Annotated in this window: 15 protein-coding genes; 6 read left to right on the top strand and 9 right to left on the bottom strand. The window is 52.2% G+C overall.

Translation table 11 applies throughout. From position 1 onward, the window contains the following. Positions 1-638: 638 nt before the first annotated feature. The 5 genes from AAKU61_RS19030 to AAKU61_RS19010 all read right to left on the bottom strand — a co-directional run bounded on the left by AAKU61_RS19030 (position 639) and on the right by AAKU61_RS19010 (position 6,484). Positions 639-1,331, bottom strand: coding sequence for an RHS repeat-associated core domain-containing protein (locus tag AAKU61_RS19030; RefSeq protein ID WP_354334794.1), 693 nt, complete (start codon positions 1,329-1,331; stop codon positions 639-641). An 85-nt stretch (positions 1,332-1,416) separates the two neighbouring features. Next, on the bottom strand, positions 1,417-1,725 hold the full coding sequence (locus AAKU61_RS19025) for a hypothetical protein (protein WP_354334792.1): 309 nt from the start codon (positions 1,723-1,725) through the stop codon (positions 1,417-1,419). Between the two features lie 331 nt (positions 1,726-2,056). Then, positions 2,057-2,239 (bottom strand): DUF7706 family protein, encoded by a 183-nt coding sequence (locus AAKU61_RS19020; RefSeq protein WP_354334790.1) that lies wholly within the window; start codon positions 2,237-2,239, stop codon positions 2,057-2,059. Then, the gene (gene xerC / locus AAKU61_RS19015; RefSeq protein WP_354334788.1) at positions 2,239-3,393 is read right to left on the bottom strand and encodes a site-specific tyrosine recombinase XerC; all 1,155 of its coding nucleotides are present in this window, start codon (positions 3,391-3,393) and stop codon (positions 2,239-2,241) included. Before xerC ends, AAKU61_RS19020 begins: the two co-directional genes overlap by 1 nt. A 4-nt stretch (positions 3,394-3,397) precedes the next feature. Then, positions 3,398-6,484, bottom strand: a complete 3,087-nt coding sequence (locus AAKU61_RS19010) for a CHC2 zinc finger domain-containing protein (protein WP_354334787.1) — start codon at positions 6,482-6,484, stop codon at positions 3,398-3,400. Positions 6,485-6,599: 115 nt separating this feature from the next. On the opposite strand from AAKU61_RS19010, the gene AAKU61_RS19005 reads away from it, so the two are divergent. The 3 genes from AAKU61_RS19005 to AAKU61_RS18995 are packed head-to-tail and all read left to right on the top strand — an operon-like array spanning position 6,600 to position 7,518. Beyond that, positions 6,600-6,995, top strand: coding sequence for a helix-turn-helix domain-containing protein (locus tag AAKU61_RS19005; protein WP_354334785.1), 396 nt, complete (start codon positions 6,600-6,602; stop codon positions 6,993-6,995). Further along, entirely contained in the window at positions 6,995-7,300 is a 306-nt protein-coding gene (locus AAKU61_RS19000) for a BrnT family toxin (protein WP_354334783.1), read from the top strand. Before AAKU61_RS19005 ends, AAKU61_RS19000 begins: the two co-directional genes overlap by 1 nt. Positions 7,301-7,317: 17 nt before the next feature. Then, positions 7,318-7,518, top strand: a complete 201-nt coding sequence (locus AAKU61_RS18995) for a hypothetical protein (RefSeq protein WP_322121831.1) — start codon at positions 7,318-7,320, stop codon at positions 7,516-7,518. Between the two features lie 106 nt (positions 7,519-7,624). Here the strand turns inward: AAKU61_RS18995 and AAKU61_RS18990 are convergent, their stop codons facing one another. From AAKU61_RS18990 to AAKU61_RS18980, 3 genes are all read right to left on the bottom strand, one after another. Continuing rightward, the gene (locus AAKU61_RS18990) at positions 7,625-7,873 is read right to left on the bottom strand and encodes a hypothetical protein (protein ID WP_354334782.1); all 249 of its coding nucleotides are present in this window, start codon (positions 7,871-7,873) and stop codon (positions 7,625-7,627) included. Between the two features lie 2 nt (positions 7,874-7,875). Continuing rightward, positions 7,876-9,837: an Ig-like domain-containing protein gene (locus tag AAKU61_RS18985; RefSeq protein WP_354334780.1), complete on the bottom strand. Its 1,962-nt coding sequence runs from the start codon at positions 9,835-9,837 to the stop codon at positions 7,876-7,878. A gap of 161 nt (positions 9,838-9,998) precedes the next feature. Next, a complete protein-coding gene (locus tag AAKU61_RS18980; RefSeq protein WP_354334778.1) occupies positions 9,999-10,736 on the bottom strand; it encodes a hypothetical protein in 738 nt (245 codons plus the stop codon). Between the two features lie 174 nt (positions 10,737-10,910). Between AAKU61_RS18980 and AAKU61_RS18975 the strand changes: the two genes are divergently transcribed. Continuing rightward, positions 10,911-11,156, top strand: a complete 246-nt coding sequence (locus AAKU61_RS18975) for a hypothetical protein (RefSeq protein ID WP_354334776.1) — start codon at positions 10,911-10,913, stop codon at positions 11,154-11,156. Positions 11,157-11,354: 198 nt separating this feature from the next. Here AAKU61_RS18975 and AAKU61_RS18970 read toward each other — a convergent pair whose 3' ends face one another. After that, complete coding sequence (locus AAKU61_RS18970) at positions 11,355-12,062, bottom strand: IS6 family transposase (RefSeq protein WP_354334774.1); 708 nt, start codon at positions 12,060-12,062, stop codon at positions 11,355-11,357. A 3-nt stretch (positions 12,063-12,065) separates the two neighbouring features. Between AAKU61_RS18970 and AAKU61_RS18965 the strand changes: the two genes are divergently transcribed. Together AAKU61_RS18965 and AAKU61_RS18960 are read left to right on the top strand one after the other, a co-directional pair. Continuing rightward, positions 12,066-12,332: a hypothetical protein gene (locus AAKU61_RS18965; protein ID WP_354334773.1), complete on the top strand. Its 267-nt coding sequence runs from the start codon at positions 12,066-12,068 to the stop codon at positions 12,330-12,332. Then, the gene (locus tag AAKU61_RS18960; RefSeq protein WP_354334771.1) at positions 12,332-12,907 is read left to right on the top strand and encodes a hypothetical protein; all 576 of its coding nucleotides are present in this window, start codon (positions 12,332-12,334) and stop codon (positions 12,905-12,907) included. Before AAKU61_RS18965 ends, AAKU61_RS18960 begins: the two co-directional genes overlap by 1 nt. The last annotated feature ends 2 nt before the right edge of the window (positions 12,908-12,909 follow it).

Here is a 12,909-nt window from a genome sequence, read left to right as displayed (position 1 = left end):
AAACGCGCTACATTCAACGATTTGACGTGCGGGAAGGGCAAAGTATTGGTCGAGGCAAAAAAACGCCTCATTTATCAATTCTGTGGAACTTTAGCGCCGTTTGTGCAAAAACACCCGATTTGGGGCGGCGGCTTGAGGGGATTTAATTTATAAGGAAGGGGTGGCGAGACGCATAAAAAGACTACGGGCCGCAAATTGCGGCCCGATGGATTAAGTGCTAGGCAGATTCCTTGCCGGCTTTTTCTTCCGGCGCAGTACTAGAACTGCTGCTGGGTGGCTTTGTCTTCCCTAGCAACCTCAAACAAAGCAAGATAGATAGTCCTAGAGTCCACAAAATTGAAGCTCTTACCATTACGTATTGATTGTCTGGAATTGCAATATCACGCTCCCAATAATAATCAGGGTCGGGAAATGTCGTCGCTAGCACATATAGCAAAAAGCACCAACCACCCACTTTCCCAATAAAGAAAAGACGATTGTGGTTTAGTACGCCGCCAGTAAAACCAATTAACAACAGTAGTGATATTGCAATTCGGACCCAGAGCCGTAGAGTAGGAAAAAAATTAGTCAGTGGGCTAAAAAGAAGTATCACTCCTACGATTTGTACGAGCAATACACCCAACAAAATTTTTCGCTTTCTAATTTTCACAATCGCACCATTTCAACCAATCTTCTGGCGACTTGTTTTGAAATCTAAGTCCCGCAATACCAGCCAATAAAGCATCTGCGGAAAAAGGAGAAGTTTCTGTACCAGGCACAAGCTTATGAAGCTGCCAAACATAAACTCCAACTACCGTGCCACCAATTTCGTTCGGCCAACCCGCAGAGTACAGAAAATTTTCTGCCTCTCGATAATCGGATTTGTACCAATTTGGCCTTCCAACACCCGATGGTGATTTTTTCTTTCTCTCGTTGTTCTCGTCGCGAAAAGCAGGCTGAACGTGCCCCCCGTTTTGCCGAATATATTTGCAAATAAGTGCTTTTGCAGCCGGGGATGGCGCCAGCGGCGGCTGCGGTGGCGGGGGCGGGGGCCTCCATCCGGGCGGCCGCCCCTCTAATCCTTCAGGGTCAATGTAGGAAATTGGATTGCCCCCGACATAGGCATATGTATTGATGCCGCCACCCAGTCCAATTGGGTCACTCTCAACGTATCTACCCGTGGCCGGATCATAGTCCCTGAAGTAGTTGTAATAGGTTTGCCCTGACGCAGTTTCGTCGTAGACACAGCTACTTTCCCTATATGCAGCAAGGCTTTGCGCGCAATGTACGAAGACGGCTTCCCCTGTTTGATAGCAAATTTTTCCTAGAGGCGTATTTTGGCTTGCGCGCACGCGGGATAGCAAGAGATTTTTTCTTTCGCTGCTGGCTGGGGTTGGTGTTGACGTGGCTTTTTAGCGTGCCGTTTTACCTCACTGACTACCGGCGAAGCGCGGCGGCATGCGAGGCACGAGCACGCACCGTAACCCTGACCAGTCTTTTAGCTGATGTTGATTTGTGCTGGCGGAACGCGAGCACACTAGCCATGCTGTGAGCACGGCGACGGGGTTGTGTGGCCGTGCGTTTTGTTCTTGCGTGCCACCTGACTACCGGCGAAGCGCGGCTGTAAGCGCCCTTGGCGCGCACGCCGTAACCCTGACTAAATCCTTGCGCATCGAAGCGCACCAGCTTAGCTTGGCAGACATGGAGGGGCGTAAGACATAACGCCTCATTACGCGAAGTCGTCACACCAAGTGAAGCGCCAGCGTAACGACTGGGGCGATTTTGCGTAATGCCGCGTTATGTTGAATTGCGCAGCAATTTACCCCGGAAGGTCTGTGCCTTTGCATAGCACTTTACTGACTGCCGGCGCAGCGCGGGTGCAAGCGACAAAGGAGCGCGCTTTCGTCTTCACTGACCAGGCTCTTTGTGCGCCGGAGCTGCAACGGTAGAGAACGATTAGCGTCTAGCTTGGCGCAGTGCTTGCCCGTGTACCTGCTCAGCCCGTTTGCACGGTGCGCAAGGACTGTGACAAGCGGGTTACTGCCGTGTCCGTCGCCGGGCGTTTTGGCATGTCCGGTTAGCGTGGCGCGATGCCTTGCTCCGCCATCGATTTTCTGAGTAATTCCCCGGCGTGCTGCATCTCGTAAGCCTCTTGTTCGCTGACCGCCAATTGCCGGTAGTCGCTATACCCGGCACGCTTGAGAAATTCTGCCAATGCCCGCGCTAAGTCATTGGGTAAGTTTAGGTCGATGTGGCACATCATTCTTCTCCTTTGGTTTTTTCTGTAGTTTCTTCATGTGTTTCTGCATTCGCTTCTGCATCAAGCGCGTCTAGCAGCGTTTGGGCATCGCTCTCTACGCTATCCACCATCTCACCACTTTGATCGCCGCCAAGGCGCTGCAATCGTGCTGGATGGGTCAAGGCATGCACGGCTTTCAATTTGCCAATCGCGACATGGGTATAAATCTGCGTCGTCGAGAGTTCGGCATGCCCGAGGATGGCCTGGATGTAACGGATGTCGGCACCGTTTTCCAGCATGTGCGTTGCCATCGCATGCCGGAAGACGTGACAGCCGCCGCTGTTTAATCCGGCGTATTTCATGTGCAGCTTGACCATGTCGGAGAGGCGGTTCTTTTCAAACGCTTCGCCGTAGTCGGTGATGAACAGGTGCTGTTGCTCTTGGGCTGGCGCGAATTGTGGCCGCACTTCCTGTACGTAACGCGTGACCCAGGCACAGGCGCGTGCACCTATTGGAATGAGGCGGTCTTTGCGTCCTTTGCCTAGTCTTACCATCAGCGTGCCGCGCTCGGTGTCGATGTCATACAGACTTAAATGCATGAGTTCAGCACGGCGTACGCCGCTGCTGTACAGGGTTTCGAGTATCGCCCGGTTGCGGATGCCGGAAGGCGTTGCGATGTCGGCCTGGTTGAGGATGGTTTCAATCTCGGCCACGCTCATGAGGTGTTTGGGCAACTGGCGCGGCGGCTTGGGTAGCACCAGGTCAGACGCCGGATTGTGCAGAATGTGATTGTCCCTGGCTAACCATTTGAAGAAGGCGACGATGGGATGCAGACGGGTGGCTTGCGTATTAAACGAGAGCGGCTGGCCGTTGCTCTTGCGGTAGTGGTACAGGTGGCTTTGGTAGCGTTGCAGGATTGGCCGGGTGATGTCTTGCGGTTGCTGCAGGCTGCGTTCATCACACCAGAGAATGAAACCATCCAAGGCTTGCTTGCGAATTTTGGCGGTTTGCTCTGACAAGCCGGTGACCAGCGTCCAGTCGAGGAAGGCGTTTTGGTAGGCGCGTAAGTGGTTGGCGCTAGCCGGATCGGGCGCGTGGGCGCGTGCTGGCGATTGCGGTTTCTTGCGTAGTGCGCGCTGTTTCTGGCGGATGCCGCGTTCGTCTTTCTGTGCCATGGCCTTAACCTGCTAGCGCTGCACTGGCAGCTAAGGGAAGATGCTGGTACGACAGGATTGGTTCGTTCGCTGATAGGAGGTGCATTTTTACTTCGGCATCATTCATTTTTTCAGCAACCCGCATGGCTGTTGGTTCTTGTGCCGATTTTGCACTGCGCGAACTGCCCGCATCCGGGGCGCGTTGGCCCCGCGATGGGGGCGCGAACTCGGCTGTTTTACCCCGCGAACTGTGCATCGTAGGTGCAGTGCTTGGTGCAGTGTTTGCACTAATCGCCAACTCCAAACTGGCCAGATCAATCAAGCCCGGCACAAAGGCTTGCGCATCACTGCCCGCGCCGTCATACAGCAATTCATACTCGAAGCTTTGTCCCCGCTGGCCGCGATGCACCAGGAGATATTCCATCTGCACCAGGCGCTCTAAGTGCAGGCGCAATTGCGTATCCGACAGGCCGGTGGCATCCCTTGCTGCCTTGCGCGAGAAACGCAGGTCGGCACGCGCCAGACTTTTATTTTCACATTCGGTGCTGACGTACTGGTGGATCAGTTTGAGTAAACGCCGCGTCTGCGGCGGCAATTCATCCAGGCTTCTGCCCAGCACTTCATGCGCGATCTGGTTGGCTAGCGCTATGTCACTGATGGCGACTTCGATGTAACTTACTTCCTGGCCGTTGCGTTTCGATGTCTTCACTTCGCGTTGGTGTTGGTGCAGGAAGCTGATGGTGTCGATCAGGGTGAGGTACTTTTCATGATCGCGCCGTAGACGTGTGGTCTGGTCTGGGAAGCTTAAGAATTGCGCGTAGGGATTGAGGACTTCTAGCGGCATGAGTAGGCGCTGGGCGTTTTGGTGCAGCGTGATCAGGGCTTCCTTTTCTCGTTTGGCTAACATGCCGTCCAGCGTTCGCTTTTGTCGTTGCAGCTGGTGGATGGCGCGGGTCTGGCCGCGGCTTTCATCGACGGCCAAGACTAAGCAGCGGTTCAGCAGTTCTTCATCAAGATCGCGTGCGGTGGTGGTGAGCAGTAAGGCGACCGGGCCTTCTACCCGGTACGGTTGCGTCACCAGATTGCCCGTTACCGGGTCTTTGCCGGTGCTGGCCATGGTGAGTTCACCTTCGGACTGCAAGAGCTTTAAGGCGTAGCTGGCGCGGCTGGCGCCTTCCTCTTCGACGATGGCCAAGACCTTGTGCTTGAGATTGGTTTCGCCCATGTAAAACAGGCTCTGGCCGGTCATGGCGCTGTATTTAATTTTGTCTTCCTTGGGGACGAAGGCCAGTACCGTATCCATCAGGCTGGTCTTGCCTGCGGCGGAAGACGATTGAATCACGACGCCTAAGGGGCGCTCCAACTTGCGCGAGATGCAGGCCAGGTAACCGACTAGCTTGTTGGTTTCTTCACCGATTAAACCGCAGGTGGCGTAATCGACCAGCAGGCGTGTGACCAGATCCGGCGCGCGCAGTAAGGCCAGTGCGGCGGCGCGTTCTGCGCTATCCATCGGTATCGCTTCCGGTACTTTGGGGGTAAGCGCAGACTGTATCAGTTTGTCTTGCAAGGCTTCCAGTGTCAGCAGCACGCGCCCCAGATCAGTCTTGATCGTATTCTCTGGCACGCGCAATTCTATTGCCGCTTGCGTGATGTAGCTGTGCCGGGCGCGGGCGTTGTACAGGTCTAGCGTATCGACGTGGAAGGCGTCGCCAATCGATACCAGGAGATTGATTTTAAGCAGCTCATGCGCGAGATTTTTGGACAGGCCGCGCACGCGGTAACGCCGTTCGGCAAAGGCGAGGATGATTTCATTCTCGCGGATCTCGGCCTCCAGATTGGAACTAGGGGCTGATGGCAAGGCCGCTGCGGGTAAGGCTGCTGTCGGCGCAAGGATAGCTTCAGCGGCTAAAGAAATAAGCGGTGCAGGTGCTGTGCTGTCTGTTGGCGCAATGATGGATTCCGTCGCCACGTCCAGCACTGGCGATGTCTTACGCTCCGGTGCAACGCCATTACCGAGCCACGCCGCCTGACGGATTAAGACACCTAAACTTTTAGCCGCTGGCTGCACTTTTAAAGCGTAGTCATTGGCGTCCATGCCTTTGGGGAAGTGGATGCGGTAGCAGGCGATTCCCTCTGCCAGCAGGCGTTCGGCCAATTTAGTGGCCGCACGCTCACCCGCCTCATCACGGTCATAGGCAATCAGCACGCGTTCGATATTATTTTCTTTAAACGCAGCTAAATGATCATCAGTAAAACCTTCGGTGCCATAGCTGGCGGTGACGTTGCGGTAACCGGCACACCAGAAAGTCATGGCGTCGATCAGGGCTTCGCACAGGATGATTTCTTTACTTGCTACCAGTGCTTGAACATTGAATACGCCGCGATGCGCCCCGGGCAAATATAAATGCGCGGGCGTGCCTTTGCGCAGGTCGTCGCGGATCTTGCGACCGTACATTTCTGTGACCTTGCCCGCTACATCGAGGATCGGCACCACGAGCGAACCGTTGAAATGTTCGTGGCCGCTTTCACGGTAGATGCCTAGTTTCTCTAGTCGGGTGCGGATCTCGGCACCGGCGACGCGGGTTTTGGCGGGCAGGCGTAGACCCAGGCTGCGGTTGGCGTAGCCGAGCTGGAAATGCGCGATCAGTTCTGGATGGGTTAAGCCGCGTACTTGCAGATAGGCCAATGCTTCGGGTGAGGCCAGCAAGGTCTGGTGGTAGTAGCCCACGGTTTGATTGAGCAAGGCGCAGTCGTCGGCGTCAAATTCGACCGGCGCGGGCAAGCTGCGCACCGTGGTGCGCTTGACCGGCTCTTTGTTTTGAGCAGCTAAAGCAGGATCGGTATGCAGCAGCTCGACCGCATGTCTAAAACTGATGCCGCGCAGTTGCATCACCCAGGCAATCGGGTCGCCAGCGGCACCGCAGCCAAAGCAGTGCCACAAGTTCTTGGCAGGCGTGACCACCAGCGAGGCCGTGGCGTCATCGTGGAACGGGCACAGGCCGATCTTGTCCTTACCGGACTTCTTGAGCGCGATGCCGGCGGACTCGACCAGGCGCTCTACCGAGACTTCATTTTTTAGCCGCTCGATCTCTGTTTCTGGAATGCGTGCCATAAATCGCCTTTGTGCTAAAAACCTGTCAAGGGGGTAAAAATAAAAATAACCAACATTGATAATTACTCTAATATGGAGTAATCTCAACTCTATTTTAAAAAACAGGGGGTATGCTATGAAGCCTAAACAGCTTGATTGGGTCGAATGTATGGCTTTGGGTGATAAAGAATTTTTTGTGGCACTGGGTAAGCGTGTCGCGCAATTGCGCAAGGAACGCGACCTAACACAGCAGGAATTAGCGACATTATTGGGTGTTGCACAACAAACACTCGCCCATTACGAAGGGGCTCGTTTGCGCATACCGGCATCGATGCTGCCGACACTGGCCACCATCTTTAAAATACCCGTGGACGGCTTGCTTAACCGCAATGAAGCCACACCAGGCAGCGGCAAGCGCGGCCCGGCACCGAAATGGCAGCAGCAAATTGAAGCCATTGCGAAACTGCCAAAAGCGCAACAGCGCTTTGTCTCGCAAATGCTAGATACGGTACTAGCCCAGGCGACACGCTGATGATGCAAAAGACGACTTATGAATTTGATTGGGATGACAGCAAGGCGGCATCGAATCTGCGCAAACATGCAGTACGCTTTGAAGAGGCGATGGCGGTATTTAACGATCCTCTGAACATGACGCGCTTTGATGATGAACACAGCGAATCTGAGGACCGCTGGGTCACTTTAGGGCAGGCAAATGGCGGTACACTGCTCTTGGTGGTGCATACCTATTCACCTATTGATGAGCAGCATGTGTTAGTTCGACTTATTTCTGCCAGACGCCCCACCAAACGGGAAGCGCAGCAGTATTACGAAGCTTAAATTTTGAAGGAAATATCATGAAAGAAGAATACGATTTCTCGGGCGCTGAACGTGGTAAGTTTTACCGCCCTAATTTGAAGTTAATCCCACCGGTGCATTTGGAATCAGATGTACTCGATTACCTGGCTGAACGTGCACAAGCCAAGGGGACTTCTTTGAATGCCTTGATCAATACTCTGCTAAAAAAAGATATTGAGCTCATCGAAGCTGGCAGCTAAAGCAAAAAAATAAACATCCTTTTTTAGCCGCTAAAGAAAGAAGCCACTCGCATCCGGGTTACCGGAGGGAGTGGCTTTTTTATTTTAATAAAGAAGAAGTAATTAGTTAATTTTCCAACCAATGAGAAATAAGCGGAGCCGTCAACATAAATAAGAGAACCAGGCCCCAGCCGACAATCTCGCGCGTTGTGAGCTTATATCCGGTACGTTTAAGTATGAAATGTGCAGGCCCCACTAACAATACACCTTTAATATTTTTCGATTGGTCTTTAGATTTTCTCATTATCCAAAAAATCAATATCCAGGCAATAAAGCCAGACAAAATAATTATTGCGTACATAAGATAATTTTTCATTTCTACTCTGCCTTACAGTCTTTCGTACACTTAACTTGATATGTTATGCATCGAATTGCCGCCACACCAGCACCCCAGCTCTTGGAGATTGAACTTGATCCACCATCTCCATTGCCCTGTGCCGACCAAGGCCCTCCAGCGACATACCATTGCCAGTTACTCCAACCTGACAAGTCGCCACTATCGGATGCGCCGTTAATGCCACCGCCAATCGTGCCGCCAGCACCAGCCCCTAATCCAGGACCACCACCAACGCAAAATTGTTTGGCTTTACATTTGAGCTCTGGCTTACTTTTACACGTGACATTCACATTACTTACAGAGATATAACCGCCAACTTGTGCTGACATTCCAAAATCGCCGGCTTCCTCAGTCCATTCTCCTCCGGGGCAAGCTTCCAATCCTTTTGGATCTACTTTACTTACCGGATTATCTTCTACATAGGCATAGGTATTTGAACCAGCTTTAAGCCCAATCGGATCGGACTCGACGTATCTACCGATTTGAGAATCATAATCCCTGAAGTAGTTGTAATGCAGGTTAGTTTCTTTATCATAATACTGGCCTGGGAAGCGCAGGTTAAAGCGGAAGTTGTTCGCCACCCCCGTGTTTTGCGGATTCTCATTCGGCACCGTCGCCCCAAACGGATCACTATCCCAACGCCAGACCTCCGCCCCTGTGTTGTCCGTAATCACTCGCGGTGTATTCAAATGGTCACTCTGGATATCATACACTTTAGGCACATACGCCGTGACCGTCACCGGCACGGTCGCTGATGTCGTACTCGCCCCCAAATTGTCCGTCGCCTTGGCCGTCATACTGTAGCTACCTGCTGCCACATTGGTCCAACTGGTGTTGTAGGGTGCCTGACTTAAGGTGGCAATCGTGGTGGTCGTACTGGTACTGTTGTTGGTACCAAAGAATTCAACCTTGGTAACGGTGCCATCACTGTCGCTGGCGCTGGCATTGAGAATAATGGTCGCCGGCGCTGCTGCATTGGCCGGGTTAGCACTCAGGCTAATGGTGGGCGGCGTGTTGTTGATGACACTGAGACTGACGGGACTGCTGGTCTGGGTCAGTCCTTGACTGTCGGTGACTTTGGCGGTGAGGCTGTAGCTACCTGCAGTGGCATTGGTCCAGCTGTAACTATACGGTGCTGCCGTTTTACTGCCCAGTAAGGTCGTGCCTTGATAGAAGTCGACCTTACTGAGGGTGGTGCCGGATTTGCTGGTGCTGGCAGTGGCACTGAGAGTGATCGGCTTACCCACGGTGCTGCTGGTATTGTTCACCGGCGCCGTCAGACTACTCGTGAGCGGATTGGTGACGGTGAGTGTGACGGGGCTGCTGGTGGTGACACCCCCTAGGTTGTCGGTGGCTTTGGCGGTGAGCGTATAAGTCCCTGGTACGACATTGGCCCAGCTATAACTGTAGGGGGCGCTGGTGGCACTGTTGAGGAGCGTGGTGCCTTGATAGAAGTCGACTTTGGCAATGCTGCCATCGGCATCACTGGCATTGGCACTGAGAGTGACGGTGGCTTTACCTGCCATGCTGGTGTTACTGGCTGGTGCTGTCAGACTCACCGTGGGCGGATTATTCACGATAATAGCGACCGCACTGGAGGTGGTAACCTGGTTGAGACTGTTGGTGGCCTTGGCGGTGAGGCTGTAGCTGCCGGTGGTGGCACTGGACCAAGTATAACTGTACGGCGCTGCGGTCTTACTCCCCAGTAAGGTCGTGCCTTGATAGAAGTCGACCTTGCTGATGGTGGCTCCGGCGACATTGCTGGCATTGGCGGTGATCGTGATGTTGGAGGGTGAGGCGTATTTGCTGTTGGCTACCGGGGCGGTGATACTCACGACCGGGGCGGCGATGGCGCAGGACATGCCTGACAGACCGGCCAGACCAAGCAGGACAGACAGACATAAGGCCGGTGTGATGGGTGATGGTATGCGGAGTTGAAACACTATTTTTTCCCCTGACAGTCGGTCGGCACGTGCCGACCGGGTTGTTTGATGATCTGGTGTTGTTATCGTTGTGATGGCGTTACTACTAAGCCGGGTTCCCGTCTGGTGATCTCGGCTTGTATTGAGCGCTTTTTACGGCATGCGTACATGGATGCCGTGACTTATTTCAATACGGCCACAGGAATATCGTCCAGATAGACATAGTCCACACTCGTGGTACCGGATGCTTCGCTGATGAGCTTACCGCTCATGTCGTAGTGATACAGGGTGCTGGCAGTGGGACTACTCTTTTGTACTCGCTGACCTAAGGCATTGATCTGATACTGGACCACGCCTGCTGCCGTGGTCGCTGTCAGCATCCGGCCTCGGGTATCGTAGGTAAATTGCGCGACACCATTATTGGTGGTGCTGCCGTTGGCATCCATGGCGACTGCATTGGTCTGGCTGCCAGCCACTTGGGTGAGCCGGTTGCTGGTACTGCCATAGCTGTAGGTCGTGGTGGCAGCGCCTGTCGTTTGGGTATTGCGGTTACCTACCGGGTCGTAGGTAAAGCTTTGACTGGTTTGGGGGGTGAGGTAACTGGTCAGCCGGTCTAGAGTGTCGTAGCCATAAGTGGCTTGACGATTGGTGTTATTGACCTGGTTGATACTGATGATGCGGTTAGCCGCATCATAGCTGATGGCTTGTACTTGATTATTGAGCGTGTAGCTGGTGATGCGACCATCGAGATCAAAGCCGCGGGTGTAAGCTTGCCCCTGACTATTGAGATAGCTTTGTACCCCGCCGAAAGGACGATAGCTGACTTGACTGAGCAGGGTCAGGGTGACTCCGTCTTTGGTGGTGTCAATTTCCCCCTGTGGGAACTGTTGGTTATCGATTCGACCTTGTCCCTCCTTCAAAGCCTCATTATCCTTTCGCAGGGAACCACTATAATCTTTACAAGGCAAATCAAATTCCAGCGCCTAATTGTAATTGCTTTTGGCAACCGATTGGCGCAGCTGACGGTGCGGGCGGTGCTCCTCCTCCAGTTGGTGCAATTCCAATCCAACCCTTTGTGAATTAAGGGGAGTTTCATGAAATATCTTGGTGGGGCGGAAGTTAAATTCAGGGATAAGGTGAGGTTGGGGGACGATTCAGGAGGTGTTGTTGTTTGCTCAATTGATACCGGCGAATATACTGAGGAGTACCCGGAAGAAAAATGGGGTTATTTGAAGAAAGGAGTTGTTATATTGTTTCCCAAATATGGGCTTATTCATTATGAAGAGGCGGAAGCCAGACTTGGAATTAATTGTTCGTGCTTCGGATTAGCGAGGCTATAGCATTTGTCTGACATAAGTGTCTATGAAATAATTTCCTACATCCACCACACCGTGCCCTTAGCGCGGTGGTCTGCCTCAGTCACAAAATACCTTCCGGTAGACACAAAGCCGCCCTTTGAGGGCGGTTTTTGTATTTAAAGGGTTCTGTCGCAATAGCGAACCCAAGACGGAGTCTTGGCAGACGGAGTCCGCCTATCATTAAACAGAGCGGATTTTTCCTGCCAAAGCATAAAATTGGTCGGCAAAAGACAGATCATCTGCACCTTCCATCATGAGTTGACCCTTGCGAATCATGTGCATGAGTTCGATACCAACCAGGATGCTTTTGGCTGATCGGAACGATTTGAATCCGAGCATTGGTTTTGTTATTCGCTTCAATGCGCGATGGTCTTGTTCCACGATATTATTGAGGTACTTGATCTGACATACCACCATAGGTATTTCCATGGAAGCGTTGATCTCGTCAATCGCCGCTTTGTTGGTGCCGCTCTTGTCCATCGTGACTTTTGCAGGTGTGCCGTTCGCCTCCATGGCTTTGTCGAAAAACCGTCTGGCTGCTGCCTTGTCCCGCTTGGCGGTCAGGAGAAAATCAATCGTCTTGCCTTCCTTGTCCACTGCACGATAAAGATATTTCCAGGCGCCTTTGACCTTGATATAAGTCTCGTCCATCCGCCAGCTTCCACCGACCGGGTGCTTGTGCTTTCTCAATATCTTTTCCAGTAACGGCAGAAGTCGGATCGCCCAGCGGCTGACCGTTGAATGATCAACGAATACACCACGCTCCGCCATCATTTCTTCGACATGGCGAAGACTCAGCGGATAGGCTGCGTACCAGCGCACGCAGGTCAGCATTACTTCAAGCGGATAATGCATTCGCTTGATTACCTTGCGTAGCTCGTCTAGCATTACATGAATCACAAATTTTGTCGGCTTGGCAGTCTAACAGAGACAGCCTATTGCGACAGAACCCAAAATTCTGTTGGGGCTGGAAGATGGCGAATTGGATATGATGTCTATGGCGGCCAAACTGTCATGTTTAGGCTGCAACGCATTGATGAGGAAAAATGCATTAAATATTGGCATGGTTATGTTGTTTATCAAAGAGATTTGACACCTGAACAATGGAAAGCTGGTCGCAACGGCGGCTTTCCAAATTGGCCGAGAAAGCCTAAATAATGAATAACGAAATGTTTGTATATTCTTTGAGGTTTGCTCAATTTTCCATTGACTTCGAGATCAAAAAACTCAGATCAATTGAATTGACACGTAGATTTGATTCTCATGGCCCTGATTTTGCATTCGCAGTTTCTGAGATTTGGCTACAAATAGGCGCAACAAGGCATCTTATTATTCCTTCAAATAATCCAGGGAATTTGATTGAGGAATTGGAGGATTTTTCTGCTCAATTATTGAATCCAGTTTCGGTACCAAATTTAGAAAAATTAATTCCTCAAGGTGGATGGTGTGAGTGGATGCGTGGCTATTGGGATCGCCTCAATAATGATTGCAACACTGCCAGTGATGAAATAACTTATGAGCTGTTGATTTCATGTTCATTAATGGAAAGCCGAGAAGGTCATATTGCGGTTTATAGATACAACGGAATACCGACTATTGAAGTTGGAACTAGACCTGAGGAAGGGCGTAATTTGTCAAACAGCGTCGTTAATTTTCCAGTTGTCAGCGCGGGGCGTTTCCAGAGAGATTCACAGAAGCCCTTGCGGCCATTGGATCGGCGAAAATTTCCTTGACG

The sequence above is a fragment of the Undibacterium sp. GrIS 1.2 genome, assembly GCF_040544435.1.
Lineage (GTDB): Bacteria > Pseudomonadota > Gammaproteobacteria > Burkholderiales > Burkholderiaceae_D > Undibacterium.
The sequence above is the reverse complement of the archived record's forward strand: the minus strand, read 5'-3'. Positions and strand labels throughout refer to the sequence as shown.

What these genes read in the sequence shown, in the direction of transcription:
- AAKU61_RS19020 (WP_354334790.1), bottom strand. Translation starts at nt 2,239, where the DNA reads ATGTGCCACATCGACCTAAACTTACCCAATGACTTAGCGCGGGCATTG.
- xerC (WP_354334788.1), bottom strand. Translation starts at nt 3,393, where the DNA reads ATGGCACAGAAAGACGAACGCGGCATCCGCCAGAAACAGCGCGCACTA.
- AAKU61_RS19010 (WP_354334787.1), bottom strand. Translation starts at nt 6,484, where the DNA reads ATGGCACGCATTCCAGAAACAGAGATCGAGCGGCTAAAAAATGAAGTC.
- AAKU61_RS19005 (WP_354334785.1), top strand. Translation starts at nt 6,600, where the DNA reads ATGAAGCCTAAACAGCTTGATTGGGTCGAATGTATGGCTTTGGGTGAT.
- AAKU61_RS19000 (WP_354334783.1), top strand. Translation starts at nt 6,995, where the DNA reads ATGATGCAAAAGACGACTTATGAATTTGATTGGGATGACAGCAAGGCG.
- AAKU61_RS18995 (WP_322121831.1), top strand. Translation starts at nt 7,318, where the DNA reads ATGAAAGAAGAATACGATTTCTCGGGCGCTGAACGTGGTAAGTTTTAC.
- AAKU61_RS18990 (WP_354334782.1), bottom strand. Translation starts at nt 7,873, where the DNA reads ATGAAAAATTATCTTATGTACGCAATAATTATTTTGTCTGGCTTTATT.
- AAKU61_RS18975 (WP_354334776.1), top strand. Translation starts at nt 10,911, where the DNA reads ATGAAATATCTTGGTGGGGCGGAAGTTAAATTCAGGGATAAGGTGAGG.
- AAKU61_RS18970 (WP_354334774.1), bottom strand. Translation starts at nt 12,062, where the DNA reads ATGCTAGACGAGCTACGCAAGGTAATCAAGCGAATGCATTATCCGCTT.
- AAKU61_RS18965 (WP_354334773.1), top strand. Translation starts at nt 12,066, where the DNA reads ATGAATCACAAATTTTGTCGGCTTGGCAGTCTAACAGAGACAGCCTAT.
- AAKU61_RS18960 (WP_354334771.1), top strand. Translation starts at nt 12,332, where the DNA reads ATGAATAACGAAATGTTTGTATATTCTTTGAGGTTTGCTCAATTTTCC.